Genomic DNA, 23,079 nt, shown 5'->3' on the forward strand with positions numbered 1-23,079 from the left:
TGCCCTGGGGTGGAACTGCTAACAACGTAATGGGATAAGGTGAAGCATGATCCAGTCGTTCGCTGACAAGGACACCGAGCGTTTGTGGAATCGAGAGCGGGTTCGCTCGATCGATTCCCGCATTCACTCAGTAGCGCTGCGCAAGCTTCGCCAGCTTGGGCACGCGCAGACTCTTGATGAGTTACGGAATCCCCCGGAGAACCGGCTTGAGGCGTTGAAAGGTGATCGGCGGGGTCAGTTCAGCATTCGAATCAATGACCAGTGGCGGATCTGTTTTCGGTGGTCCGCCGCGAGGCCAGAGGAGGTTGAGATCGTTGACGACCACTGACAAGCTCCCTCCGGTTCACCCCGGTGAGATCCTCATGGAGGACTTTCTCAAGGAAATGGGGATCACCCAGCACAAGCTCGCCGTCTCCATCGGCGTTCCGCCCCGCCGGATCAACGAAATTGTTCACGGTAAGCGCGCTGTAACCGCTGACACGGCCCTTCGTCTAGCGAAGTTCTTCGGAATGAGCCCCCAGTTCTGGCTCGGGTTACAGACCCAGTACGACCTGGATGTGGCAGAAGACAAAATCCTCGCCGAGATCGAGAGGATTCAGCCGATTCACGCTGTCTCGACGTAGCGGTTACCCGAACCAGGTCCGTCAGCGTGAGGATATGCACGCGGATGGTTCGAACTAGGGAATTTGGGGTCGCCGTCGCGTGGACTTGAGTTCCGAGCGCCGCTTTTTCGCTTCGAGACGGCGCCGCACCGAGCCGCGCGTCGGCTTCGTTTTCCGCCGCGGGGGAGGCGGTGGGGCGAGAGCCTCGCGCAAGAGGGCGGCCATGCGTTCGCGTGCCTCGGCACGGTTGCGGATCTGCGAGCGCTGCGTCGATGCGCTCACGGTGAGCACCGTGCCGTCCAGGCGGTGTTCGAGGTTGCGCAGGGCGCAGCGACGCTGGGCGTCGGAAAGCGATGCGCATTCCGCGATGTCGATGGAGAGCTGCACCTTACTGTCGGTGGTGTTGACGCCCTGGCCGCCCGGGCCCGATGCCTTCGCGAACCGCTCCGACAGGTCCGCCGCGGCGACGACAAGGCCACCGGGGATCCCTGGGCCGGGCGCGATGATCAAGTCCTGCATGCCGCCCAGCGTAGTCAGAGTTGTTTCCGGATCAGACCCGCCGTGCGAGATCAGGGTAGTGTACGACCACTCCGTCACCGTCGACCTCCAACTCGACGTCGACTCCCCGTGTTCCGCTTTCGTATCGGACAGTTTCAGCATCGACGGAGCTGTAGTACTGGTCTGATGCGATCACCTGGAGGGACGGTATATCAATCCAAGCCCTGATTGCGCCCCACGCCAACCCGAGGACCTTCTCGCCGTCCACGTCAACACCGAGCCCTGCCAGCACGCCGACGACGAGCACATTCCCGGCACCGGTCGATGTGCCAGAAGACATTGGGTTCGGCGATACGCGACGCTAGGAGATCGTGAACCCAGACGCCGGCGCTTCCGTATCGACGGGGGCGCCGTTGTCATCGACGTACCACTTCATTTCCAGCTCGAGTTCGCGCTCGATGCCGCGACGCTTTTGTGCGTCGGTGACCTCCATCGTGGTGCGGAACGTACCTGGCAGTTCCATCGCTAGGGCGGATTCTCCGGTACCAAGTGTGATGTCGCCGGCCCGGATGCGGGTGGCGAGGGATTCAAACAGGTCGGCCAACTGGTCGCGGCTGAAGTCGGTCTTGCTCTTGAGTAGCTTCCGGCTCTTGCGGGAAGTATTCGCCTTTTGTGTCATTGTGACCCCATCCTTTCTCACCCAGCCCGATCGAACTTTACGGGCAACCGCCACCAGTATAGCGAATAAAAAATGCGCGAACTGGGGAAATGCGGTTAGTAGGGGTCGTCGCCACGCCGTGGCAGCACCACGGTGGGGTACTTGCGCACGTATCCCACCGCGATGATCGTCAGGGCGGCCACGGCGCCGAGCATGGTTTCTGCGGTGCGGGCGAGCAGCATTGGGACGACTGGGGCGGCGTCGACAACTTGCACCATCAAAAGCGCGGTCGGGGTGATGAAGCTGGCGGCGATGGTGTAGTTGCGGGTCACGTACATCTCGGTCAGGTACTGCAGGATGACGATCCACACCACAATCTGCCAGCCCTGCGGGTGATGCGACAGCAGGAAGCCGGTCACAGCGATACCGGTCAGGGTGCCAAGGACGCGCTCGATGGCACGGAAGTACTGCACCTTAAACCGGGAGTTCACTAGGGGAGCGGCCGCGGCGACCATGGCCCAGTAGGAGTGGGAGAGGGGGTCGAAAAGCGTCACCGAAATCAGGCCTAAGGTTCCAGCGAGCAGCGGGGCGAAGAAGAACCGGTTGGCCTCGACCGCAAGGCGGCGGCGCGGCACCCGGCCTGCGTCGGGGGATCGGGTGGGGATTTCGCTTTCCTTCGCGTCGCCACCCGGCCCTTCGCCGATGAGGTGAGAGAACAAACCTAAAACAAGGCACACCAGGGCCGCGCCGCCTGCGATGGCGCAGGCGAGCAGCGGATGGACCGGGTTGCTCAATGAACCGACGGCGGCGACAGCGAAGATCACGAACACGGAGCCGGTCGGTTTCATGTCGGTGGCCAGCGCGATCGTCGCCCACACAGACGACGCAATAGAGGTGACAATCAGCAGGACCCAGGGGCTGACATCAAACCACGCGATGGTGGCGCCGAGGGTGACCATCAAGGTCAGTGCGGTGCCGGCAAGCATGTGGTGCTTCAGACGAACCTCGCGGGTGGCATGGCGGCCGTACACGCCGGTAAAAGCGCCGAAGTTCGCGTAGATGGCAAGGTCGAGCCGCCCGAGCGCCAGCAGGGTAAACATGGGGATGGCCACGCCGAGCGCGGTGCGGAAGGCGGGGATGTGGTCGCGTCGTGCAGGTCCCATCGTGAATAGTGGGCTGAAATGACGCAACCGGGGCCTCCTCAATATCGAACTTTTCTCATGCTGCCCTGCTAGGGCACTCGAAATACTCTAATGGTCACTTCAAAATGTTTCAGAAGAGGGCCGTTAAGGTGTGCGCATATGACTACAACCAACGAGATCAGGGTCGCGGAGGTAGCGGACGCGGGGGTCGTCGCAAAGCTATTGCGCGATTTCAACACAGAGTTTGATACCCCGGTTCCCGAAGGCCTTGAGGAGCGGTTTGCGCAGATCATCGCACACGACGACGCCTTCGTTCTCCTCGCCGGCGATATTGGTTTCGCCTACGTCACCCTGCGCCCGAGCCCGTATTACGACGGGCCGGTGGCGATGCTCGACGAGCTCTACGTCGCACCTGCCCACCGCAATCGCGGGGTCGGCACGGCGCTGCTGCAGCGGGTCTTCGAGGAGATCCGCAAGCACAGCGCCGGCGAATTACAAATCAACGTCGACGAGGTAGACACCGATGCGCGCCGCTTTTACGAGCGCCACGGCCTGACCAACATCGAGCAAGGCTCCCGCATGCTGCTCTACATCCGGGAGCTTTAGGCCGGAAGCGATAGCTTTGCGACGAGCCCACCACCGGCCCGCGGCGCAAGCACCAGGGATCCGCCATGGGCGTTCGCGATCGCATCGACGAGTGCCAGCCCGAGCCCGTGGCCGGCACCTGCGGTGCGTTCGGCGCGCGCGAATGGTTCGGTCCAGGTTGCAACCTCGGCCGCGGAGTAGGCCTCGCCGCCGGATTCCACGGTGACCTCGGCGAAGCCGTCCACCTTGCGCAGGGTGAGCGCAGGGTCATGGCCGTGTGTAAGCGCGTTGCGCAGCAAATTGTCCACGGCCTGGCGGGTCAGGGTGGGGGAGGCGTCCACGGTCACGGGCACGGTGTCAGCGGGAACATCGCGGTCGGCGCACACCTCGCGGCACAGTTCTGCCAGTTCGAGGCGTTGCCGGTCGCGCACGTCCACGTTGGCCAGTTGCAACAGGGCGGCCACGGTGTCGGCGCTGCGGGCGTTGACCTCGCGCACGCGGGTGAGGGTGGGACGTAGGTTGGCGTCGTCGCCGGTGAGTGCGACGTCCGCCATGGTCTGGATCGTCGCGATCGGGGTCTTCAACTCGTGGGACGCATTTGAGGCGAACCGGCGCTGGCGCTCCACCGCGCCAGCCAGCTCGTCGAGCATGACGTTGAGGGCGTCGGCGAGTTCGCCGACTTCGTCATCAGGACCATGGTGGGTGATGCGGGCTGAGAGGTCGCCGCGGGTGACGGTGGCGGCGTCGTCGGCAATGTCGCGAAGGGGCTTGATCACCAAGCCCGCCACGAACCAGCCGATCACGCCCGCAAGCAGGGTCAACAGGGCAAGCACCGACAGGGAGGCAAGCAGGACGCGGCGCAGGATCTCGCTGGTGATCGGCACCGCGCCGTCGATGATCACACCGTCCTCCACCGTGGGGAACGTAGCCGTCACCGGCACCGGAGTGAGCTTCAGGTAGGCATACACCAGCCCGATCAGCGCCAACCCCATCCCAAGCACCGTGGCCACGAACATCACCGTGATGCGGGCTCGCAAACTCAGCCTCATCGTTCCTCCTCCGCCACGTAGTAGCCGGCGCCGGCCACGGTGTGCACGATGCGCGGCTCGCCTAGCTTCTTGCGCAGGTGCGACACCGTCACGCGCGGGGAGTTAGTGAACGGGTCCGCGTTTTCGTCCCACGCCTCCGCGAGCAGGTCCTCGGCAGAGATCACCCCGCCGTCGGCCTCCATGAGTACCTCGAGCACAGCGAACTCTTTCGGGCTTAGCGGCACCGTCTCGCCACCACGGGTAACTTCGCGCCTGAAGGTGTCCAGGCGCACATCACCGCAGCGGTACACCTCGCCGCGCGCCGGGGCGTTGCGCTTCGCCAACGCATTAACCCGCGCGATCAACTCCGGCACCTCGAACGGTTTGGGCAGATAATCGTCGGCGCCGAGCCCGAAGCCTTCCAGCCTGTCGTCCAGGGATCCGGATGCAGTCAGCATGATCACCCGGGTCGCAGGATGCGTATCGACGACCCACCTGCACACCTCATCACCATGCAACCCCGGCAGGTCCCGGTCGAGGACGACAACGTCGGGGCGGGTGTCGTCGATACGCGAACGTGCTTCGAGGCCGTCGTAAACGGCACTAGCCTGCATGTTCGCGTTGTTGAGTGCGGTGGCGATGGCGTCGGCGAGATAGGCTTCGTCGTCGACCACAAGTACCCGAATTGTCATGGCCCCGATCGTATCGGCGGGGGTGTTGCGCCCACGTTAACGTCACCGCAACATCTGGCTGCGTAACTTTCGCAGCCATGCAGACCCGAAACGTAGGAATCGACGCCGCCCGCGCGGTGGCACTCGTCGCCATGATGGTCGCGCACCTCACCGTCCAAGACGGCATCACCGCACAGGTGCTGTTCGGCTTCCCGGCCGCACTGTTCGCCTTCATCGCCGGTGTCTCAATGGGGTACATGCGCGCCCAGCCCGCCGAGTTCATCGTGCGCGGCATCCTTCTGATCGCCCTGCACTTCGCGCTCGCCCCATTTTCGGGGTCGATCGTGGTGGTGCTCGGCACCATCGGGGTCTGCATGGCGCTGCTCGCCTGGGCGCCACGCTGGGACACACCACTGTTGCTGTGGCTCGCGTGCGCCCTCACTTTTGGCTCGGCGGTGCTCGCGCCGTCGTCCTGGCCGTACCCGCCCATGATGTGGGCCACGCTCATGATCGCCGGCATCCTGTTCAAACGCTACATGCCGTTGTGGCCCGGCCTCGTGGTCGGCGGGGCGCTGTTCGCCCTGGATGTGGCGCTGCGCTGGACCACACCGTTGCCACCGCTTCTCGACGCCACCGGACACACCGGCGGGCTCATAGACGTTGTGGGCAGCGTGGGGGCGTCGATAAGCATCTGCTCCCTGTGCTGCCTGGCGCAACGGTGGCTCGGATGGCTCGCGCCGCTGGGGCGGATGCCGCTGACCCTGTACTGCATCCACGTGCTCACCGCCGAATGGCTCAACGTCTGGGTGACCGTGGGCGGCGCCATCGTGATCGCCTACGTATGGCTCGCGGTATTTCCGCGCGGGCCGCTTGAAACTGTAATTCGCCGCATCACCGCGGTAGTGAAGGAGAACAATCGTGAAAAAGTACGCAGCTAGCCTCGCCGTCGCAGGCGCCCTCGTCGCCCAACCCGCATGGGCGATGGAAAGCACCACCTTCGCCGGTGATGCCGACGAGGCCAAGCCCGTGGTCTCCGTGCGTGTCGACGACTCCGACCCCGACGACGGCGTCTGCACCGGCACCGCCATCGACCCCCACTGGGTAATCACCGCCCGCCACTGCGTCGAGGCTGCCGCCAAGCCGGGCGGCTCGGTGCGCACCGGCCAGGGCGACGACCAGCGCGTCTACAAGGTCGACCGCCACGAGATCGCCCCGCGCGGCGACATCGCCCTGCTCCACACCGAAGAGGAAATGCAGCTAGACACGTTTGCAGAGGTTGCCGACGAGGTCCCCGCCGGCGCAGTCAACATCTACGGCTGGTCCTCCGACGGCTCGGGCGGCTCCACCAAGCTGCCCTCCGCCGAGGCCGAGGTGCGTGGCGATTCCCCGCTCGCCCTTTTCGACGCCCCAACCGCCCTCGAGGTCGCCCTCAAGAACGGCGCCCGCATCCAGCCGGGCGACTCCGGCGGCGCCATCTTCGCCGACGGCAAGGTTGCCGGCGTCATGTCAGCCGGCCTGTTCGAGGATCCCGAGAACCCGACCGAGGAGGAAATGACCTCCAACGCCGCCGTCGCGGTGGCGCCGGTCGCCGAGCAGGCCGAGTGGATCCGAGGCGTCGTCGGTGGTGAGGGTGCGGATTCCTCCGCGGACGCTTCTCCGGAAGCAGAGGCCGAGCCATCGGCTTCCTGGCGCAACGTCGCGATCGGCCTGGGCGTTTTGGCCCTCGTGGTTGCTGGCTTCCTGGTGCTGCTGCGCCGTCGTTCTAACTAATCGCACTCGCTAGCCACTCTCGCTAGAGCACAGGGTTAAAACTCGAGGTGCGCTACTCGGTTTCTTGTGCCGGGTAGCGCACCTTTTTGTCGTCGCCGACGGTGGCGCCGTCGTTGAGCTTTGCGGGGGTCAGGGTGGGGCCATGCTGGGTCATGCCCATGATGTGCTGCACGTCGTCGCCGTGGGCGAGGAGGTGGTCGGCGATGATGCGGCGATGGCAGCGCCACCACACTGCTTCCGAGCACATGATCGCCGTTGGGGTTTCGATGGCCTGGTCTCTGAGTTCTGCGAGGGCTTGCGCGAACTCGTCGCCAAGCGCGTGGTCCGCGTAATTGTGGAAGCTGCGGTTGCGCCAGTTTCCGTTGACCTCAAAGGGGATGGTCTTGGAGACGTTGCGCCGCCCGGTTAGGCCTTCGTTTCGGGAGTAGGCGATGCCGTGCTCGGGTAGGTTTTCGGCGAGGTGGTCGTCGTTGAACCAGGGGTACTTCTTGGAGCCGGGGAGTTTGCGCACGTCCACGATGGAGCGCACGCCGGAAGCCTCGAGCATGTCAGTGAACTGGTCAAACTCGAGGTTGGAATGGCCGACGGTGAAAATACGCATGCCTTCGAGGGTAGGCACCGTTAGGCACCTTTGGGCATCGGTGGGCTACCAGGTGGGTGGCCCGGTGGGTAACCCGGCGGGTAAAGGGCAGGGTCGAGTGTCCCGGTCCGGGCGCAGTCGCATCTTCCTTTGGCTGCGTAAATTCTGCTGACTGCGGAGTGTTTCGCGGGTACTGATTGGTTGTATTTCAGCGGGTCAAAGGGGTGTTTTCGGTACCCGGCTTTGCCTGTTTGGGGGTCGTAATCCATGTACCCCTTGTTCAAGGAGCCGTCTCTGTTGTCGTTGTTGCACCTGTGATGTTCGCGGCACAGTCCGGTGAGGTTTTCGATGTCCGTGTTGCCGCCCTTGATCCAGGCAAGGATGTGGTGGGCTTCGCACTCCGTCATTGGGGTGGTGCAGCCCAGCCAGGAGCACACGCCTTGGATGGCGAACATTGCGATGCGCTGTTCGACCGAGGCGAGTCGTGCGGTCCGGCCCATCCACAGCGGCACTGAGGTGACGCCGTCGACTTGGAGGAGGAAGTCGGTGGTTCCGTCCATGCCAAGGCGGATGAGGTCGAAGCAGTCGACTTCGATGCCGGTGTTGGTGTCGTAGAGCATGGAGGCGTCGCCGTCGGCAAGGTCGTCGAGCGTCATCGAGATCACTACCGAAGCCGCCCCGCCGTTCTTCTTCTGGCAGTCCTGTTCGTACTGCTGGAAGATAGCGAAGAACTGGTCGAAGCGCCGCTGTCGTGGGGTGCGGGAATCGACCTCGTTGTGTTGGTCGGCGGGCAGGTTGGAGTTCGGCGCGAGACCTTTGTCCGCGTGCGCCTTGATCAACGCGGCGGCGCCGGCGGTGGCGTTGATGAGGATGTCCACGGTGCCATCTGCTTTACGACGACCAAACGACAAACCTCGGTTTTCATACCCCGCATTCGGGTTCGAGTGGGGAGCGTGCTTCCGGTTCGCTTCGGCCACGGCGCGGCGGACGAACTGGCGGAGGTCTTCCGGGCTGCGCAGGAGCGCTTCGGCCATGGCGTCGGCGTAGATGCGGGTGCGCTCGCCGGCGGCGGCCTTGAGAAGTTTGTCCAGTTCGCGCCGGATGATGTCTTGCTTTTCGGCGCTGACTTGGGAGGAGTTCTTGCGGGCGTCGTCTTGCTGCTGCTTCTGACGGTCCTGTTCCCGCTGCTGCTCTTGCTGCTCCTGCTGCTCCTGACGGTCCTCGTCCGCGGCACCAAAAAGGTCGTCATCCTGGTCTTCCTCAACCGGGGGAGCAGCAGGCTCCGGCGGTGGGCCAAACAGCAAGCGGCCGCGCTCGAGGCGGTTGTAGGCTTCGCCCTTCGACAGGTCGAGGTATTGCTGGAGGTACGCGTTGGGGTAGTTGGCGCCGACGATGCGGCCGGCGTCGTCGCGTTCGGCAATAAAAGCGAACGCGGCGTCGATGGTTGCCTTCTTCTTAAATTGTTCTTCCAGGCGTTCCATGTCGCGGCGGATGTCGTCAAACACGAGGGTGGAGGGGTCGTCGAAAAGCGTGCTCAATGTGCGAAGCGCAGCGGAAATATCGTTGACGCATTGGGTGATTTCGCTGGTCATGGCCCCTCCTTTCGTGAGTTGCCATAAACCTATCAACCCCTCAAGACATCACCCCGCCATGTTCGAACATAGATTCGAACGTTTAAAGAATCTCCACCTTCTCGTAGCGCCCAACGCGAAGCGCGCCCATCGGCATTCCGGCGTCGGTCTGGAAGTGCATGTACTGAGGCGCAACCGTCAGCCGCACGCGTTGTCCAACGACCTTCTCCCACTCCAGGTTTTGGAGGTACTGGTGGCCACGGGCGCCGATCTCCCGACGCCCCAGGCTCACGGAATCCGTGGACTTTGTGTACACGGATCCGGCGTGCTGGTAATCCGTGAATTCCTGAGGCGAATCCAGCTCAAGCAGGAAGTATTCGCTCGAGGGGTCCTCGCCGTTTGGCATGCCTTCGGGTTGCAGCTCGGCACCAGTTTTCATCACCACAGTGCCCTCGATAACAACGTCCTCGCCGCCGACGCGCTCGACAGTGCTTTCCTCCAGGTGAACGGTGAGTTCGCCAGTTTCAAGCGGTGCTCGGTCTTCGAGTGTCATCCAGTCAATGACCAGGTGTAGCGGAGACGGATTCATAGCGTAGAAATCAGAGGATTCCTGCGATGCAACCAACGAGGCGCCCTCCAGATCTACCCAGGTACTTTGGCCCTCGCCCATGCCCGAAGAGTGCGTGGTCTGGTACAGGCCACGCCCAAGCTGGGAGGCAAAGAGACCAGCCCGGAAACCACCGGCTCCAGCGGCGCCGTATACAAGTGATTGGTCAGCAGCTTCCAGCGCCCCACCGTCCGTCGTGAACACCAAGACACTGGCATAACGGTCCGAGTACATGTTGTCGCCTCACTGGCTGAGCAGCAGTTCCGGGTTGCCGCCACCGTTGGCTTCAACGAGCGCGTAGTTGTAATTACCGTTCAGTGTGAAATCTAATTCGCCATCCGTGGCCAGCGGAACCTCGAAATCCTGCTCGCCTGGCGCGTCGAGGACTTTCTCGTACAGCTCGCGCCAATCGCTTGTCGACGACCCCTTCTCACCATCCGGATCATCTTCCCCTTCAACCTCCGAGCCATCGGGGTTGACCCACTTCACAGAGGTGACCACGACGGTTTCCCTGGAATCCCCACCCGCGCAGGCGGAGACGAACGCAACGGAACTGGCAGTAACAAGCGCGAGCGCGCGACGCAACATCATGCGCCAACTCTAACCGCCGTGCACAGGAAATATCCGGCTATTTCCCAAGTTCTTTGCGACGCTCGTAGGCCAGCTTGAGCCGTTCAGCACGCTCTTTCTTGTCCTTTTCTAGAAGCTCCTCGAGGACCTCGTCTTCCTCTTCGGAGATATCGAATATCGCGTACCAGGCGATCATCAGTGCGCCCATCACGGGCCACACCACCCAGGCGTAATCGAGGTCGACGAAAAACGTGATGAAACCGAGGACGCCCGTTGCCGTCATGGCCGCATCCATCTTCTTCTTCGCGGAGAGTTTGCGTTCCAGCTCCATCTCCGAAGGGGACGGTTGTGCTGGTGTTGCGGGTTCGGCCGGGAGGTCGTCGAAAAGCGTGGTTAACTCGCCACGTGTGCGCGCTACTGCAGCCTGCCCTGTGCGTTCTTCGAACTCGCTCACGTCGAGGTAGCCGTCGGCGAACAGTGTGCCCAACCTGTCCAGGGCTGCTGAGCGCTCCGAATCGCCTACACGCACATCGTCCATGTTCGCCTCCAATTTGCGCTTGCCCCAGCGGCAACCTGTTCAATCACAATCATGACAGAGGATAACGAGTACACGATCGGGCAAGCAGCACAAGCTCTTGGCGTATCGACGAAAGCGTTGCGTCACTGGGAAACCCTCGGGCTTATCGAGCCGGAGCGCACGTGGGCGGACCACCGTATTTACACCGAGGCGGATCTTGAACGCGGCGCAGCTATCGCGCTCTACCGCGGCGTTGGTGTGCCACTCGCGGAGATCGCATCGCTTCTCGACGCCTCCCCGCACACCCTCGCAAGCGCCCTCAAGCATCACAAGCAAGCACTTGCTTCTCGACGAGATGCCCTCGAGGAACAACTCGCCTCTGTCGAAAAACTCATCAACGAATCAACACAAGGAGCGATCAACATGGACGCAATGAAGAAGTACCTCGGCGAGAACATGCCCGCCTACCAGGAAGAAGCGCAGCAACGCTGGGGCGATACACCGGAATGGGCGCAGTCCCAGGAGAAGCTGGCGCAGATGGGCGAAGGCGACTTCAAACGCCTCCAGGAAGAGCAGGACGCGCTGGCTAAGGACCTGGTTGCGGCCCGCGATGCCGGCGTCGCGCCGGGTTCGACGGAAGCCGAGGCGTTAGTGGAACGCCACCGCGCGAGCATCGGCCAGTGGTACGACGTCACCCCGGCGCGCCAGCTCATCCTGGCCCGTATGTACGTTGGCGACGACCGCTTCCACGCTGCCTACAACGGCGCCCAGGATTACCTGCTCGAACTGGTCACCGCGCACGCGAAGAACGCAGGCGTGGACGTGGACAACCCCCAGTGGGATTAGAAGCGTTTGAGTAACGCGTCGAGCTCTTCACGTAGTAGCGACCACGGCTTTGTCAGGTCGAGCGTGGTCGCACCGATTCGGTGTCCGCCGATGACAGCGTCGAGGTCCGGTTGCACAGGTCCGTCGGTGCGGGCATAGAGCAGTAACCCTGAAACGTCGCGGCCGAGTGCCGCGGCGTTATTTACGTAGGTATGGATTTGGTACAGGTTGCCGGAGTGGATCGTCTCGCGTCCGTAGTGGCTGACCTGCATGGATGATCCGTAGTATTTCGTGTCGATGATCAGCATCGAGCTACCGTCACTCAGTGTGATGTCTGTGCGCATCGCAGGCAATTGGTGCCGTCCGTGTCCCTCTTCGACCGCCCAGGGGATCTGCGCTGCCTTCGCGCCAAACTGTGGGTGGTGGACGCGGAAATATTCTTTGACGAATCGTTCGAACAAGGTACTCATGGTTTCGTCGTTCATCCATGGCAGCAGCGCTTTGCCGGATCCTTCGATGGGAAGCAAGCCTTTGACCGTGAGCTCGCAGGCTGCGAGGAGCCACCGGTAGGAGGCGTTGACCCGGTTCAGCCGAAGGTTTTTCCATACGATTGATCGCGGGTGAACTGGGGTAACTTCCGCGAAGACGGGGAGCAGGCGAGCCAATGCTTCTCGACGATGCTGGGCAACCTTCCCGTGTCGCGCCAAAAGCAGCACCGTCGCGCGCACCGCTTGGTTCACGGGAGTGTCCGCGACGAACTCGTCGAAGCGACATGCCAAGGAACTCCGCACAAAGGAGCGCTGCCGGATCGATGCTTGCAGGTCAATACGTCCACGAACCGTTTGCAGTTCCGCAGTTTCTTGGCGGTACCCATGGTCGAGGCCTCGTTTGATCTGCCTCGTCGCTTCAACGAGCACGATTTCTGCAAGCAGGTCGTGGAGGTGGTCGACTTCGGTGGTGGACTGTGTGGTGTCGTGGATACGCTCGAGCGATCTGAAGGCGTACGCCATCATGATGTAGACGTTCGCCAGCAGCACCTTCGTTTTAGTCATTGATAGCTCCGCGGAGCCTGGTTTCCCAGTGCGCTGCCTTGTCTGGTTGGTCGAACCAGTATTCCTCCAGTAGCGGAACCAGCTCGTCTTCCACCACGGACGTCAGCCACAGATCGTCTTGGCCGGCTTCCTTTGTAGAGAGGTAGCTGTGACCGATTTCAAAACCTCGACCGAGCCCGGGATCCCCCGCAATCTCCCGATTCAACGCAGTAAGCGTATCGACGAGCGCAGTCAAACCGGTGGCTTCCTGTGCTTCGACGAAGCGCTGGAACTGTTCGGTGGCGAAACCGGGACCCATGTGGAAGAAGCCGAAGCGACGACGTAGCGCGTAGTCCATAACGGCAAGGCTTCGATCGGCGGTATTCATCATGCCGATGATGTGCACGTTCTCGGGAACAGTGAAGACCTCGTTGTTGTACAGCATGCGCAGCCCCTGACCACCACGCTTGTCGGCCTCGATCAGCATGAGCAGTTCGCCGAAAATCTTGGATATGTTGCCGCGGTTGATTTCGTCGATGATGAAGAAGTAGCTGTTTTCCTGATCATCGCGGGCCTTCTCACAGAAGGAATAAAACGGTCCCTCTGCCAGAGAGAACCCACCCTCGCTTGTGGGGCGGTACCCCATGACAAAGTCCTCGTAGGAGTAACTCTGGTGAAACTGCACTGCTTGAATGCGGGATGAGTCTTTCTCGCCCATCATGGAGAACGCCAGACGTTTTGCAGCATACGTTTTGCCCACGCCGGGAGGTCCGGCAAGAATCACGTTCTTCTTGCGCTCAAGCAAGGAACGTAGTCGGTCGTAACGGTTGGCAGACATGTAGACATCGCGTAGGAAGTGCTCCCTGCGGTATACGTCGGCGTTACCCGTGGCGGACTCAGTCTCCGGGACCTGGTCGAAGATCGCTTCGGTTTGCTCGATGAATTCGGTGAAGCGAGTGACATCAGTCAGGGTCTTCACTACAGCCTTGTCTTGGGGGAGTTTCCACGAGCCATGATGTGTCCACTTCACGCTTCGGACATTGCAGTAGTGCTCGCGTTTAGCATCCCAGCGTGGCGCAGAGACCACTTCGCCACGTCCGATGATCTCGCTGCGGCCACGTTTTGCAAACACGATGTCACCAGGCTGAATCTCATACTGGAACTGCCAGATAGCCAGAGTGTCGTTGCGAAACGACTTGTTGGAATGTTCAGTGTCAAGCGCTTTCCGGATAGCGGGCTTCGACGAGTATTGCGCAAAGTCCCCAAGCTCGTCCCACCCTAGCGCCATGATTCCTTCATCGCGCTGGTTCGCCCAATCCTCTGCACCTTGACCAGGTGCGAAGAGCCAGTAATGGGTTCCGCGAGGCTCCAACTGGTCGTCATCGGCTAGTTGCTTTGTAGAAGAAGTGTTCCATTGCTCAGCGATCCCAGGAGACCAGAAGTGGAACGGTTCGGACGTCTCTTCAGCAAGCGCAGCACGAATATCAAAAAGGTCTCGATCTATGGCTTGTGGGCTTTCACCCTCGCGACGCTCGATGCGATCAGAAAACCCGTCCCGGATGGCGGTCTTCATACCGAGTGAGGAAATAGGCTCGAACGCATCCGGGCGGATAAGGAACTGCAGGGCGTTGCGGATGTCCGCACGATCCTCACCTGAATCAAGCATGGTCTGTTGAAGCATCCACGGGTCGGCCATCGCACGATTTCGGGTGTCGTCGCCAAGCGATCGCCAATGCTCTACAAAACGAGACATCCAGATTAGGTGGCGCCACAACGAACCGTAGTATCCCTGACCAGGTTTGAAGCCTGCAGCATTCGGCTCCGCGATCCACTCGGCCATCTGCGCGGGAATATCGGGAAGGTCATCTCGCACACCAAGGACGATTTCGAGGTGCTCGCGCCGGGTTGATGGCTTCGCTTTGTGCACTGGCTGTTCGCGCAGGAAAACCATTTCTGCCGCCAGCAATACTGCCTCGCGGGATGCGTGCTCGAGTTGGATCTCGAGCTTTGACCACTGACTCCATGCGCCTTCCAATAGGTTGTTTTCAATGCACTGTCGGAGTTCGCCTGCGACCGCCGCTGTCCAAATTTTGGTTCCAGGCTCGATGGTGGAGTAGCCGGCGCCAAGCATCTGCTCAAGGATTGGAGCGACCTGGCGGGCCATGGCCATGTCATTACCTGGACGTGAGCGCAGTACTGGATCAGTCATGGTGACAGTGTGCCAAACTCACCCGACACGGACGGGGAAGCCCGTTCTAACCCGCCTCTTCAACCCTCATGATTTCCCTCGCTGACGGAGCTTTTTCGGGGGAGACCGGGTTAGTCGAGAAAGGCAGGTTGCCCTCGATGAAGCGCATGTGGACATGCTTGTCGACGAGCGCCTCAACTTCATCGACATCTAGCGGGTCTCTCGGATTGTGAACGTCGAGGTAGATGTAGTCGACGGTTGCTGCTGTCGTCGGCGCGTCAAGCGGGGTATTCAGCACCTGCCCTGGATCTGTGCTGGCACCTACACTGGGCAAATGACAGGAACGTTGCCGTCGTGGAGAACTTTGGCGCGGATGCCGTAGACCTGCTCCAACAGTTCGGGTGTGAACGCATCGTTGGGGGAGTCGTGGGTGATCGTCTTGCCGCCTTTCATAACGAGTAGCTCGTCGCAGTAGCGGGCAGCGAGGTTGAGGTCATGGATGGCGACGATTGCCAGCTTGTCGGTGCCTGCGATGACCTCACGGACCAGCTGGAGGACGTCGACTTGGTGGCGGAGGTCGAGGGCGGAGGTGGGCTCGTCGAGAAGCAAGATGCGAGGCTCGCGTACCAACATCTGTGCGATGCCGACGAGTTGTCGCTGGCCGCCTGACATGGCGGACATCATGCGGTCTGCAAGCGCTGTGATTCCGAGCCGGCTCATGATGCGTGCTGTGGCTTCGACGGGATTTTCGGTGGAGCCACCGCCGCGCCGGGCTGCGATCACGATGGACTCGAACGCGGTGAGCGAGGCTCCAGTGAGCAGATCCTGTGGTACATAACCGACGACGTGAGGGCGGTTAGCGTCGGAGACAGTCGCACCGTCGAGAGTGATTGTGCAGGTGCCGGACGTTGGCGTTTTAATGCCTGCCAGGGTCTTGATCAGCGTTGATTTTCCGGCGGCGTTTGGGCCGAGCAGGCCGATTACGTTGCCTTCAGTTAGCGGGCCGAACGACATGGAGTCGAGGATGGTGCTGCGCCCGTATTTCACTGTCAGGTCGTCTACTTGGACTGCCATGGTTTCAGCCTTTCCGCCGGTTGCGGGTGAAAATGAGGAAGATGAAGAATGGCACGCCGACGAGCGCCGTGATGATGCCGATCGGGATCGCCACGCCCGGGATAATGGAAAGGGATACGGCGTAAGCGACGCTGAGCAGCATTGCCCCAGCTGCAGCTGAGGCGGGTAGGAAGAACTTCTGGTCTTCGCCGACCAGCATCCTGGCCACGTGCGGGCCGACGAGACCGATAAAACCGATGATGCCGGTGAACGCCACCGAGGCTGCTGCGAGCACTGAAGCGACGAGCAGGGTGGTGATGCGGAGCCGGGCGACATTGATACCGAGGGCGGCGGCTCGGTCGTCGCCAAGCCGAAGCGCTGTAAGCCGCCATGAATTGGCAACGCAAAACGGGATGGCGACTGCAATAACCACGGCAAGAATGGACGTGGTGGTCCAGTTCGCGCGTTGCAGCGAGCCCATTGTCCAGAACACAATCTGTTGGAGCGCTTCGGTGTTCGCGCCGTATTGCAACAGCGAAAGTAGCGCCTGGAAGAGGAACGATAGGGCGATGCCGAGCAGGATCATCGACTCGGCGTTCGCACCTTTCCACACTGCGGCCGCAGCAACGATGGCGACTGCGACAAGTGCCGACAATGCTGCGGTGAACGCCAAGTTGAGTTGAGCGTTCGGCAACACCACCCAACCGATGACGATGGACATTGCCGCGCCGAAGGCTGCCGCTGCGGAGATACCGAGGGTGAACGGTTCCGCTAGCGGGTTGTCCAGGATTGTCTGCATCTGCGCGCCTGCGAGCGACAGTGCTACGCCGACGAGGACTGCCATGATCGCAGCCGGAAGGCGTAGGGTGCGGATGACGGTGCGCGTTTGCTCGTCGACAAGTTCAGGGCGGAAAACCGCATTCCAAACCTGGCCGAGCGAAATGTCCAACGGACCGACGATGACTGCGATGAGGAAGCTCACAACCGCGGCGAGGGTGAGCCCCGCAATCGCGATTGCTTTGCGACGACCCCGTTGCCGGTACGTCGCAATCGCCTCCATTGCCTCTGTCTCGTCATACATGACTGGAGGTGTTACCGCTGTAGCCATTAGGAGTTAGCATCCGACGCGTTGACGAAGAAGGTGCCGCTGTAGTCGTACGGCAGCCATTCGTCGTGGAACTCTTCGAACTCTTTTGCCGGATCGAGGTCCTTGAACTCCTCGGGGTGCAGCCACTTCGCAATCGCTTCGAGGGCGAACACGTTGAACGGGTTGTCGTAGAACTGGTGGTAGATGGCGTAGTAGTTGCCGTTCTTCGGGGCGTCGAGCAGCTCGATGCCGGGGATCTCCAACGGACCAGAGCAGGTTTTAAGTGCTGTGTTGGCGTCGGCCTGGTAGCCGAGTTCGACATGCTGGAACTGCTCGGTCTTGTTCGGATCGCGGGCCCACTCACCACCAGTGACGATGAGCTTCTCCGGATTGATCTCTACCAGCTTCTCTGCGGTGAGCTTTGGAGAGTCAACGCTGATGACATCAGGTCCGAGGTTATGCCCGCCTGCAGCGGTGACCAGGGTGCCCAGGTGGACATCGCCTGCGACGCTGCAGCAGTCGGTGAACCCGGCTGCAGTCCACACCAAGGTGTCGGGGCGGTCCTTGATGGTTGCGACGCGGTCTGTCACAGTGCGGACCTTAGTGTCGTAGAAGTCGTTGAACTTCGCTGCCCGATCTTCTTTGTCCAGCAGGGCGCCGAGCAGGGACATGGAAACGGTAGTATTTTCCAGTGGCTTTTGGCGGAAGTCGATGAAGGCGTACGTGATGCCGGCGGCGTCCATGTCCGCCAGGAAGCCGCTTTCTTCGGTGGCCTTTTTCTGGTCGAGCGTCATGATGACTACGTCCGGATCCTGAGCGAGCAGGTTTTCCACCGTGACGTCACCCTTTTGAATCGAGCCGATCATGGGCATGTCGATGGCTTCCGGGAACTGCTGGAAAAGCTTCTCGCGGAATGCGGGTGCGGCTTTAAACAGGTCTTGGCCGTAGGCGACGATGTTGTCGAATGGGTCATCTTGCAGAGCAGAGGTAGCAAAGACTGCGCGTCCTTCGGCGAGGACGATGCGGTCGGGGTGCTCGTCGAATTCGAGAGTGCGTCCCGCAGCGTCTGTGACGTGGACGCTACCGTCCGCCTTGCGTGTCGAGGACGCCGTGGCGGATGTCGCCGACGTTGCGGTGGTGTCTTGTGGTTGGGTCTCGCCGGAGCATGCGACGAGGCCGAGAACTGTTGCAGCGGAGACAATGGCTACCCCTGCGCGCTGGATGAGCTTCAACCCAGTACCTTTCTAAATATTGATTAGGCTTACCTTACAAGCCTCGGAGGTAAGGTAAGGCACGCCTGGCTTGGCGTCAAGTGTCTGGGGGTGAGTTAGGGGGACGCTGGGGAATCGCCTAGAGCGCCCCGTGCTCCAACACGAGGTCGGCGAAGTCCAGGTCGCCGTCGGGCATAGCGACCTCGGCCACGTACAGCAGGCTGAGTGCATAGTGGCGTGGGCAGAACAGCAGCGTTTCACCCGCGTGCGCTGAGCCATGTTCGGGGCAGGGATAGGACACGAAGTACTGTGCGGTGTCGCCACACGGTGCGTTGGTCCAGTTGCAGCCCTTGTGGGACCAGCCGTCGTCGGTGTCCATCGGTGGCAGCGAATCGACGGTGTCGGTGGTAAAGCGTGTGCTCATCATTTACCCCCAATGGCTTCGAGTGCGGTCGCGATTGCGGCGTCGATTTCGGCGTCGGTGTGCGGGATGGAGTCGTCGGCAAGGTGGCCCCACCTGCGCTGGAATCGTTCCTGGAGTTCGTGGCGTTTGGCGTACGGCACTTGGTGCTTATTTTCGACGACCACACTTCCGCCGTTGTTATCCACCGTGATGTACAGCAGCGTGGCGTCAGGGGAGACCTTGAGCATGAAGTTCAGGTCGGGAAAGCACAGTGCCCACCAGTTGTACTCAGCCGACGGTTCGAAGGCGACGTATTCCGGCAGGTCAGAGATCCGGTACGCGGTCGCCGCACCGCACTGGGTTGGCTGGGTGCTTGCGGCGGCGTCCATGTACTGGGCGTAGACGTAGGAGGCGTAGCCCATGTCCTGGAGGATCTCGTACCACTGGTTTGGCTCGATCGAGGTGGTGTAGGGGCCTGGGGAGTATGCGTCGGGGTGGCCGGTGTCGGCGATGAGGCTGGCATCCCCAAGCCCGGTTTGTGTCGCATTGCCCGGCCAGGACAGCTCGCGTACCTCGACTCGCACTGGGCTGGAGGAAAGGACACGGTTGAGGTAGTCCTCGCAGGCCTTCGGGTCGGCGAACGCTTCCAGGCGCACCGGGGTGTAGGACACCTCGACCACGTTGTGCTCGGCGCGCTCGAGTTCGGATTCCAGATTGTCGCCGTGCCAGCGCGGGTCTTGGCGGTCGGCTTCGCGCCCGCAGCCGTCGAGGTAGACGATGGCGTCGTACCAGTCCAGAAGCGTCACCGGTCGCTGCGGCAACTCGGGGATATCGGGCGTGACCACACTGTTGATGGTCACGGTCTCCACGGTGTCGTCCTCGCCGAGGCGCAAGCCGTACACCGCGTCGCTGCCGGTGTAGGTGCGGGCGTGGATCTGCCAGGTGTCGTCGATAAGCGAAAAGTCCCCCGGTGAAACCTTGGATAAATACGACGGAACGTAATCGGGTGCGGCGGCCAGCGCGCGCTCGAAAGGATTCATGCAGCCACAATACTCATGTAAATAGGTACGCTACTGGCGTGTCACCCGAGAATATTTTGTTGCGCATCCCGGAGGAGGAAGAACGCGCAGTTCGGCAGATCTACGCGGAGCTCGCGGAGCGGGGCTTCCCGCAGCAGCACCAACGGCCGCACATCTCGGTTACCTTCGCCCCGACCATGCACCGCAACGCTATCGGGGAGGCGGCAGTCATCCTGCCGCCAGAATTGCCGGCTGCTTTACGACGAACCGGGGTCGTCGTCTTCGGCACCAAATCCAAACAAACCGTGGCTTGGCTGCTTGAAGCCCCCGAATCCCTCGACACGGCAGCCCAGCGCGTCAGCGCCGCCAACCCGGACGGACGCGGCGCCCGCTGGATCCCGCACCTGACCATGGGACTGCGTATTCCCAAGGCCATGGTGCCGGACTACATCGCAGCGTTAGCCGAGGTCACATCCCCGCACTTCAAAGAACTCACCGCGGAATACGCCGCGCTCTACCAGCCGTCGCTGGGCACTGAGTTACGGCTCTGAAGTCCCTTGCGGTGGGTTAGTCGTGGTGGGGCGGGGTGTCGTCGATAAGCAATTGCCCCAACTTCGACGGCACGTCAGCACAACACCGCAACGGCTGATCAGACGCCGCGACCACCACGTTGCCGTACGCGCCGCCGGCGAGCACCGGCGCACTTGCCGCGACCATGGTGTGGCGAAACACCTCGCTCAAACCCGCTAATTCCGCACGCGTGCGTGCAAGACCAGCGGCATCTCCAATGTTCGCCACAAACAACCCACCTGGACACAACGCTCGATGTACTGCCCGATAAAACTCCACCGTGGTTAGTGGGCGGGGCGTGTCCGGGCCAGCGAACACATCGCGCACAATCACATCCACCGAACCTTCCAGCAACGCATGCGTAAACGCGCGCGCCTCCGCCACCTTGATCGCCACCGGCGGATCAAACGCATCGCGCACCAACCGCGCCAACTGACCATCCAGCTCCACCGCAACGTTGCTGCTCGGCCACCGATGCTGCACATAACTCGGCAACGCACACCCCGCAGCACCCAGATGCACCGCAGCAAACGGCGCGAGGGGCCGGTCCTCCACAAACCCCTGGATAAACCCCGCGATCCACCGCATGTAGTCGTACTCCAACACCTCGGGCGCGCCGGGCACCACATACGACGACGGGACGTTATTCACCTCTAACGTGTAGCCGCCGTCGCGGTCCGGATCCGCGATGATGGCCGCGTGGCCTGAAGCAATGGGGTAGGTGCCCGTGATGCGTCGCTTTGGCGCACGAGGTTTACGCCGTGGGGAGTTCATAAGGGAAATACCAGCACAGGGTCGGACCAGTTGTTACGATCGCTGCATGATCTACTTGTCGCAGGATTATATCGGTGAGCTACCCAAGCAACATATCTCGCTGGGAAAGTTTGATCCCGACAATATTCCTGCGGACCCGAACGAACTGTTTGCCACGTGGTTTAAAGAAGCCGTTGAGAACGAAGTCGGCGACCCTACTGCGGTCACCGTGGCCACGGTGGACGACAACGGTCAGCCCGATGCGCGAGTCGTCGACCTTCTGTACCTCAACTCCGACGGCTTCCACTTCGGAACCGCGACAGGAACGGCCAAGGTGGACCAGCTTGAGAAGAGCTGGGCCGCTGCGCTGAATTTCTGGTGGCAGCCCATGCGCCGGGCAGTGCGCATCCGCGGCGCTGCGTCGCGCGTTGTCGATGGTGACCGCTTCAACCTCTGGCGGGTGGAGCCGAACCACTTCGAATTTTTCAACCTTTGGGACGACCGCTCGAACTCGGATCGCGTGGCCTACGTGCTCAATGACCACGGTGACTGGGACCGCGTTCGCATCATGCCGCGCCCTTAAGCGCACCAACCTAGGCGCTGTTCCGCTACGGTCCTACCTCTCTAGGCGCTGCCCCAGGACTTGGTTTTTGCAAAGAAGCAGGCAGTCAGAGCGCCGGTGGCGATAACGAGGCACGGCAACCAAATCGACGTTGCCATCGCAGCCGCAAACGGCTCGTGCAAAAACTCCGGAAGGGGGCCGGAAACCTGCGTTGGCGATGCAGTTGGCGATGCTGGCGGTGTCTCCGCGGCGCCGCCGTTCGCACCCGCGTGTGTACCCAACCGCGAATCGAGCTGCGCGGACATCATCGCGGCAATTGCTGCCGATCCGATCACTGCACCAATCTGGCGGGTGGTGTTGTACACACTCGAACCGGCACCCGCCAACTTTGGGTCCAGGTTGCGGGTGGCAATCATGGAAAGTGGCCCCCACATCATCGAGTTGGCCACGCCGTAGATCACCGAAATGGCATACATCCAGTTCGGGTCAACCCCAGGTGTTGTGATCAGTGCGGTTGCTCCGATGCTCAGCGCCGCCAGCGTCATTCCCGCTATGGCGAACGGCTTCGGGTCGTGCGTGTTAGTGAGTCTGCCGATGTACGGCGACAACACGCCGGAGACCAAGCCGGATGGCAAGATCAGCAGCGCGGCGTGGGTAGGGGAGAGCTCGCCGACGGTTTGGATGTAGATCATCCACGGAATTACATAAGTGGATACCGCGAAGCCGACGGTGGAGATGGTGAAGGCTGCGAGGGAGAAGTTTCGGTCGTCGAAAAGTGCAAGCGGCACCAATGCGTTCGTGGATTGGCGTGACTGCCAGCGGAAGAAGAACACCATCGCAACAACGCCAACGACGAGCAGGGTCCACACGCGCCAGTCCCAACCGAACTGCTGGGCCTCCTGCACGCCGAAGACCAGGCAGAACATGCCAAGCGCACTGAGCACCACCCCGGGCCAGTCGAAGTGGCGGTTATTCTGCTCCAGCTTCGGCACAAATATCCAGGCCAGGATGAGGCCGATGATGCCGATTGGGACGTTGACGTAGAAGATCCAGGGCCACCCGGCGGCGTCGACAAGCACACCGCCCAGCAGAGGTCCGGTCACCGTGGCAAGGCCGGCAGTCGCACCCCACACACCCATGGCGCCGCCGCGTTCCTTCGGTGCAAACGTGCGGATCATCACCGACATCGTCTGCGGCGTTACCAGCGCGCCACCCAAACCTTGGAAGGCCCGGGCGGCGATGAGCGCAGCCGAACTTCCCGCCAAGCCACACGCCAGCGAAGAAACAGTAAAGATTGTCAGGCCGATCAGATAGATCGTGCGCGGCCCGAAGCGGTCCCCGAGACGCCCCGTGATCAGCAGCGGCACCGCGTAGGCGAGCAGGTAAGCACTGTTGACCCACAACACCTCGTTATATGACGCCTCCAACCCGTCAGAGATCGCCGGGATGGCTACGGAGACGATGGTGGAATCCACCAAAATCATGAAAAACCCGAGCATCATGCTCCAGAGAGCAGGCCACGGCGAGCGCTTTACAGGGACAGTCACTGCCGAGATGATACTGGGCTTTCCCAGGGGT

The 23,079-nt window shown here is 61.6% G+C and carries 29 protein-coding genes; 8 read left to right on the forward strand and 21 right to left on the reverse strand.

Annotation, left to right across the window (positions count from 1 at the left end; all coding sequences use genetic code 11):
• Positions 1–46 precede the first annotated feature (46 nt).
• Complete coding sequence (locus HMPREF3048_RS03355; RefSeq protein WP_070568662.1) at positions 47–328, forward strand: type II toxin-antitoxin system RelE/ParE family toxin; 282 nt, start codon at positions 47–49, stop codon at positions 326–328.
• A gap of 34 nt (positions 329–362) precedes the next feature.
• On the forward strand, positions 363–623 hold the full coding sequence (locus tag HMPREF3048_RS03360) for a HigA family addiction module antitoxin (RefSeq protein WP_070568690.1): 261 nt from the start codon (positions 363–365) through the stop codon (positions 621–623).
• Between the two features lie 54 nt (positions 624–677).
• Here the strand turns inward: HMPREF3048_RS03360 and arfB are convergent, their stop codons facing one another.
• The 4 genes from arfB to HMPREF3048_RS03380 all read right to left on the reverse strand — a co-directional run bounded on the left by arfB (position 678) and on the right by HMPREF3048_RS03380 (position 2,921).
• On the reverse strand, positions 678–1,121 hold the full coding sequence (gene arfB, locus HMPREF3048_RS03365) for an alternative ribosome rescue aminoacyl-tRNA hydrolase ArfB (RefSeq protein ID WP_070614130.1): 444 nt from the start codon (positions 1,119–1,121) through the stop codon (positions 678–680).
• A 31-nt stretch (positions 1,122–1,152) separates the two neighbouring features.
• Positions 1,153–1,440: a putative glycolipid-binding domain-containing protein gene (locus HMPREF3048_RS12495; RefSeq protein WP_070614129.1), complete on the reverse strand. Its 288-nt coding sequence runs from the start codon at positions 1,438–1,440 to the stop codon at positions 1,153–1,155.
• A gap of 21 nt (positions 1,441–1,461) precedes the next feature.
• Entirely contained in the window at positions 1,462–1,779 is a 318-nt protein-coding gene (locus HMPREF3048_RS03375; protein ID WP_070614128.1) for an amphi-Trp domain-containing protein, read from the reverse strand.
• Positions 1,780–1,874: 95 nt separating this feature from the next.
• On the reverse strand, positions 1,875–2,921 hold the full coding sequence (locus HMPREF3048_RS03380) for an FUSC family protein (RefSeq protein ID WP_070614127.1): 1,047 nt from the start codon (positions 2,919–2,921) through the stop codon (positions 1,875–1,877).
• A 138-nt stretch (positions 2,922–3,059) separates the two neighbouring features.
• Here HMPREF3048_RS03380 and aac(3)-XI point away from each other — a divergent pair, with 138 nt between their 5' ends.
• Positions 3,060–3,506, forward strand: coding sequence for an aminoglycoside N-acetyltransferase AAC(3)-XI (aac(3)-XI, locus tag HMPREF3048_RS03385; protein WP_046095284.1), 447 nt, complete (start codon positions 3,060–3,062; stop codon positions 3,504–3,506).
• Here the strand turns inward: aac(3)-XI and HMPREF3048_RS03390 are convergent.
• Both HMPREF3048_RS03390 and HMPREF3048_RS03395 read right to left on the reverse strand, forming a co-directional pair.
• On the reverse strand, positions 3,503–4,534 hold the full coding sequence (locus HMPREF3048_RS03390; protein WP_070771196.1) for a sensor histidine kinase: 1,032 nt from the start codon (positions 4,532–4,534) through the stop codon (positions 3,503–3,505). The two genes, aac(3)-XI and HMPREF3048_RS03390, sit on opposite strands and share 4 nt — an antisense overlap.
• On the reverse strand, positions 4,531–5,199 hold the full coding sequence (locus HMPREF3048_RS03395; RefSeq protein ID WP_210384137.1) for a response regulator transcription factor: 669 nt from the start codon (positions 5,197–5,199) through the stop codon (positions 4,531–4,533). The genes HMPREF3048_RS03390 and HMPREF3048_RS03395 overlap by 4 nt, the downstream gene beginning before the upstream one ends.
• Before the next feature lie 83 nt (positions 5,200–5,282).
• Here HMPREF3048_RS03395 and HMPREF3048_RS03400 point away from each other — a divergent pair, with 83 nt between their 5' ends.
• Together HMPREF3048_RS03400 and HMPREF3048_RS03405 are read left to right on the forward strand one after the other, a co-directional pair.
• On the forward strand, positions 5,283–6,122 hold the full coding sequence (locus HMPREF3048_RS03400) for a DUF418 domain-containing protein (protein WP_070771197.1): 840 nt from the start codon (positions 5,283–5,285) through the stop codon (positions 6,120–6,122).
• On the forward strand, positions 6,103–6,954 hold the full coding sequence (locus tag HMPREF3048_RS03405; RefSeq protein WP_070771198.1) for a trypsin-like serine protease: 852 nt from the start codon (positions 6,103–6,105) through the stop codon (positions 6,952–6,954). Before HMPREF3048_RS03400 ends, HMPREF3048_RS03405 begins: the two co-directional genes overlap by 20 nt.
• A 52-nt stretch (positions 6,955–7,006) precedes the next feature.
• Here HMPREF3048_RS03405 and HMPREF3048_RS03410 read toward each other — a convergent pair whose 3' ends face one another.
• The 5 genes from HMPREF3048_RS03410 to HMPREF3048_RS03430 form a co-directional block, all read right to left on the reverse strand.
• Positions 7,007–7,555, reverse strand: coding sequence for a DUF488 domain-containing protein (locus HMPREF3048_RS03410; protein ID WP_070771221.1), 549 nt, complete (start codon positions 7,553–7,555; stop codon positions 7,007–7,009).
• Positions 7,556–7,575: 20 nt separating this feature from the next.
• Positions 7,576–9,126: an HNH endonuclease signature motif containing protein gene (locus HMPREF3048_RS03415; RefSeq protein ID WP_070771199.1), complete on the reverse strand. Its 1,551-nt coding sequence runs from the start codon at positions 9,124–9,126 to the stop codon at positions 7,576–7,578.
• 82 nt (positions 9,127–9,208) lie between these two features.
• Positions 9,209–9,946, reverse strand: coding sequence for a hypothetical protein (locus HMPREF3048_RS03420; RefSeq protein ID WP_070771200.1), 738 nt, complete (start codon positions 9,944–9,946; stop codon positions 9,209–9,211).
• A 9-nt stretch (positions 9,947–9,955) separates the two neighbouring features.
• Complete coding sequence (locus tag HMPREF3048_RS03425; protein ID WP_070771201.1) at positions 9,956–10,303, reverse strand: hypothetical protein; 348 nt, start codon at positions 10,301–10,303, stop codon at positions 9,956–9,958.
• 37 nt (positions 10,304–10,340) lie between these two features.
• Positions 10,341–10,820, reverse strand: a complete 480-nt coding sequence (locus HMPREF3048_RS03430; protein WP_070484427.1) for a DUF1707 SHOCT-like domain-containing protein — start codon at positions 10,818–10,820, stop codon at positions 10,341–10,343.
• A gap of 51 nt (positions 10,821–10,871) precedes the next feature.
• Here HMPREF3048_RS03430 and HMPREF3048_RS03435 point away from each other — a divergent pair, with 51 nt between their 5' ends.
• Entirely contained in the window at positions 10,872–11,645 is a 774-nt protein-coding gene (locus HMPREF3048_RS03435; protein WP_070771202.1) for a MerR family transcriptional regulator, read from the forward strand.
• Here HMPREF3048_RS03435 and HMPREF3048_RS03440 read toward each other — a convergent pair.
• The 8 genes from HMPREF3048_RS03440 to HMPREF3048_RS03475 all read right to left on the reverse strand — a co-directional run bounded on the left by HMPREF3048_RS03440 (position 11,642) and on the right by HMPREF3048_RS03475 (position 19,637).
• Positions 11,642–12,676, reverse strand: a complete 1,035-nt coding sequence (locus tag HMPREF3048_RS03440) for a 5-methylcytosine restriction system specificity protein McrC (protein WP_070771203.1) — start codon at positions 12,674–12,676, stop codon at positions 11,642–11,644. The genes HMPREF3048_RS03435 and HMPREF3048_RS03440 overlap by 4 nt on opposite strands.
• A complete protein-coding gene (locus HMPREF3048_RS03445; RefSeq protein ID WP_246818835.1) occupies positions 12,669–14,864 on the reverse strand; it encodes an AAA family ATPase in 2,196 nt (731 codons plus the stop codon). The genes HMPREF3048_RS03440 and HMPREF3048_RS03445 overlap by 8 nt, the downstream gene beginning before the upstream one ends.
• A 46-nt stretch (positions 14,865–14,910) precedes the next feature.
• Positions 14,911–15,141, reverse strand: coding sequence for a hypothetical protein (locus HMPREF3048_RS03450; protein ID WP_070771204.1), 231 nt, complete (start codon positions 15,139–15,141; stop codon positions 14,911–14,913).
• 23 nt (positions 15,142–15,164) lie between these two features.
• Complete coding sequence (locus tag HMPREF3048_RS03455; protein WP_070452660.1) at positions 15,165–15,917, reverse strand: ABC transporter ATP-binding protein; 753 nt, start codon at positions 15,915–15,917, stop codon at positions 15,165–15,167.
• A 4-nt stretch (positions 15,918–15,921) separates the two neighbouring features.
• Complete coding sequence (locus tag HMPREF3048_RS03460) at positions 15,922–16,977, reverse strand: FecCD family ABC transporter permease (RefSeq protein WP_168156424.1); 1,056 nt, start codon at positions 16,975–16,977, stop codon at positions 15,922–15,924.
• Between the two features lie 26 nt (positions 16,978–17,003).
• Complete coding sequence (locus HMPREF3048_RS03465) at positions 17,004–18,215, reverse strand: ABC transporter substrate-binding protein (protein WP_070484437.1); 1,212 nt, start codon at positions 18,213–18,215, stop codon at positions 17,004–17,006.
• Positions 18,216–18,333: 118 nt separating this feature from the next.
• Complete coding sequence (locus HMPREF3048_RS03470; RefSeq protein WP_070421635.1) at positions 18,334–18,621, reverse strand: hypothetical protein; 288 nt, start codon at positions 18,619–18,621, stop codon at positions 18,334–18,336.
• Positions 18,618–19,637 (reverse strand): hypothetical protein, encoded by a 1,020-nt coding sequence (locus HMPREF3048_RS03475; RefSeq protein ID WP_070771205.1) that lies wholly within the window; start codon positions 19,635–19,637, stop codon positions 18,618–18,620. The genes HMPREF3048_RS03470 and HMPREF3048_RS03475 overlap by 4 nt, the downstream gene beginning before the upstream one ends.
• Before the next feature lie 38 nt (positions 19,638–19,675).
• On the opposite strand from HMPREF3048_RS03475, the gene HMPREF3048_RS03480 reads away from it, so the two are divergent.
• A complete protein-coding gene (locus tag HMPREF3048_RS03480) occupies positions 19,676–20,167 on the forward strand; it encodes a 2'-5' RNA ligase (RefSeq protein WP_070421633.1) in 492 nt (163 codons plus the stop codon).
• A 16-nt stretch (positions 20,168–20,183) separates the two neighbouring features.
• Here the strand turns inward: HMPREF3048_RS03480 and HMPREF3048_RS03485 are convergent, their stop codons facing one another.
• Positions 20,184–20,960 carry a spermidine synthase gene (locus HMPREF3048_RS03485; RefSeq protein WP_070452673.1) on the reverse strand — a complete coding sequence of 259 codons (777 nt, stop codon included), beginning with the start codon at positions 20,958–20,960 and terminating at the stop codon, positions 20,184–20,186.
• A gap of 46 nt (positions 20,961–21,006) precedes the next feature.
• Between HMPREF3048_RS03485 and HMPREF3048_RS03490 the strand changes: the two genes are divergently transcribed.
• Entirely contained in the window at positions 21,007–21,522 is a 516-nt protein-coding gene (locus HMPREF3048_RS03490; RefSeq protein ID WP_070452676.1) for a pyridoxamine 5'-phosphate oxidase family protein, read from the forward strand.
• 41 nt (positions 21,523–21,563) lie between these two features.
• On the opposite strand, the gene HMPREF3048_RS03495 is transcribed toward HMPREF3048_RS03490, so the two are convergent.
• Complete coding sequence (locus HMPREF3048_RS03495; protein WP_246818836.1) at positions 21,564–23,048, reverse strand: DHA2 family efflux MFS transporter permease subunit; 1,485 nt, start codon at positions 23,046–23,048, stop codon at positions 21,564–21,566.
• Positions 23,049–23,079: the final 31 nt, after the last annotated feature.

This window comes from Corynebacterium sp. HMSC075D04 (genome assembly GCF_001815635.1).
Classification (GTDB): Bacteria; Actinomycetota; Actinomycetes; order Mycobacteriales; family Mycobacteriaceae; genus Corynebacterium; species Corynebacterium coyleae.

Excerpts from the sequence above, each read along its gene's own strand:
- HMPREF3048_RS03355 (WP_070568662.1), top strand. The coding sequence starts at position 47 with ATGATCCAGTCGTTCGCTGACAAGGACACCGAGCGTTTGTGGAATCGA.
- HMPREF3048_RS03360 (WP_070568690.1), top strand. The coding sequence starts at position 363 with ATGGAGGACTTTCTCAAGGAAATGGGGATCACCCAGCACAAGCTCGCC.
- arfB (WP_070614130.1), bottom strand. The coding sequence starts at position 1,121 with ATGCAGGACTTGATCATCGCGCCCGGCCCAGGGATCCCCGGTGGCCTT.
- HMPREF3048_RS12495 (WP_070614129.1), bottom strand. The coding sequence starts at position 1,440 with ATGTCTTCTGGCACATCGACCGGTGCCGGGAATGTGCTCGTCGTCGGC.
- HMPREF3048_RS03375 (WP_070614128.1), bottom strand. The coding sequence starts at position 1,779 with ATGACACAAAAGGCGAATACTTCCCGCAAGAGCCGGAAGCTACTCAAG.
- HMPREF3048_RS03380 (WP_070614127.1), bottom strand. The coding sequence starts at position 2,921 with ATGGGACCTGCACGACGCGACCACATCCCCGCCTTCCGCACCGCGCTC.
- HMPREF3048_RS03390 (WP_070771196.1), bottom strand. The coding sequence starts at position 4,534 with ATGAGGCTGAGTTTGCGAGCCCGCATCACGGTGATGTTCGTGGCCACG.
- HMPREF3048_RS03400 (WP_070771197.1), top strand. The coding sequence starts at position 5,283 with ATGCAGACCCGAAACGTAGGAATCGACGCCGCCCGCGCGGTGGCACTC.
- HMPREF3048_RS03410 (WP_070771221.1), bottom strand. The coding sequence starts at position 7,555 with ATGCGTATTTTCACCGTCGGCCATTCCAACCTCGAGTTTGACCAGTTC.
- HMPREF3048_RS03415 (WP_070771199.1), bottom strand. The coding sequence starts at position 9,126 with ATGACCAGCGAAATCACCCAATGCGTCAACGATATTTCCGCTGCGCTT.
- HMPREF3048_RS03420 (WP_070771200.1), bottom strand. The coding sequence starts at position 9,946 with ATGTACTCGGACCGTTATGCCAGTGTCTTGGTGTTCACGACGGACGGT.
- HMPREF3048_RS03425 (WP_070771201.1), bottom strand. The coding sequence starts at position 10,303 with ATGATGTTGCGTCGCGCGCTCGCGCTTGTTACTGCCAGTTCCGTTGCG.
- HMPREF3048_RS03430 (WP_070484427.1), bottom strand. The coding sequence starts at position 10,820 with ATGGACGATGTGCGTGTAGGCGATTCGGAGCGCTCAGCAGCCCTGGAC.
- HMPREF3048_RS03435 (WP_070771202.1), top strand. The coding sequence starts at position 10,872 with ATGACAGAGGATAACGAGTACACGATCGGGCAAGCAGCACAAGCTCTT.
- HMPREF3048_RS03440 (WP_070771203.1), bottom strand. The coding sequence starts at position 12,676 with ATGACTAAAACGAAGGTGCTGCTGGCGAACGTCTACATCATGATGGCG.
- HMPREF3048_RS03445 (WP_246818835.1), bottom strand. The coding sequence starts at position 14,864 with ATGACTGATCCAGTACTGCGCTCACGTCCAGGTAATGACATGGCCATG.
- HMPREF3048_RS03455 (WP_070452660.1), bottom strand. The coding sequence starts at position 15,917 with ATGGCAGTCCAAGTAGACGACCTGACAGTGAAATACGGGCGCAGCACC.
- HMPREF3048_RS03460 (WP_168156424.1), bottom strand. The coding sequence starts at position 16,977 with ATGTATGACGAGACAGAGGCAATGGAGGCGATTGCGACGTACCGGCAA.
- HMPREF3048_RS03470 (WP_070421635.1), bottom strand. The coding sequence starts at position 18,621 with ATGATGAGCACACGCTTTACCACCGACACCGTCGATTCGCTGCCACCG.
- HMPREF3048_RS03475 (WP_070771205.1), bottom strand. The coding sequence starts at position 19,637 with ATGAATCCTTTCGAGCGCGCGCTGGCCGCCGCACCCGATTACGTTCCG.
- HMPREF3048_RS03485 (WP_070452673.1), bottom strand. The coding sequence starts at position 20,960 with ATGAACTCCCCACGGCGTAAACCTCGTGCGCCAAAGCGACGCATCACG.
- HMPREF3048_RS03490 (WP_070452676.1), top strand. The coding sequence starts at position 21,007 with ATGATCTACTTGTCGCAGGATTATATCGGTGAGCTACCCAAGCAACAT.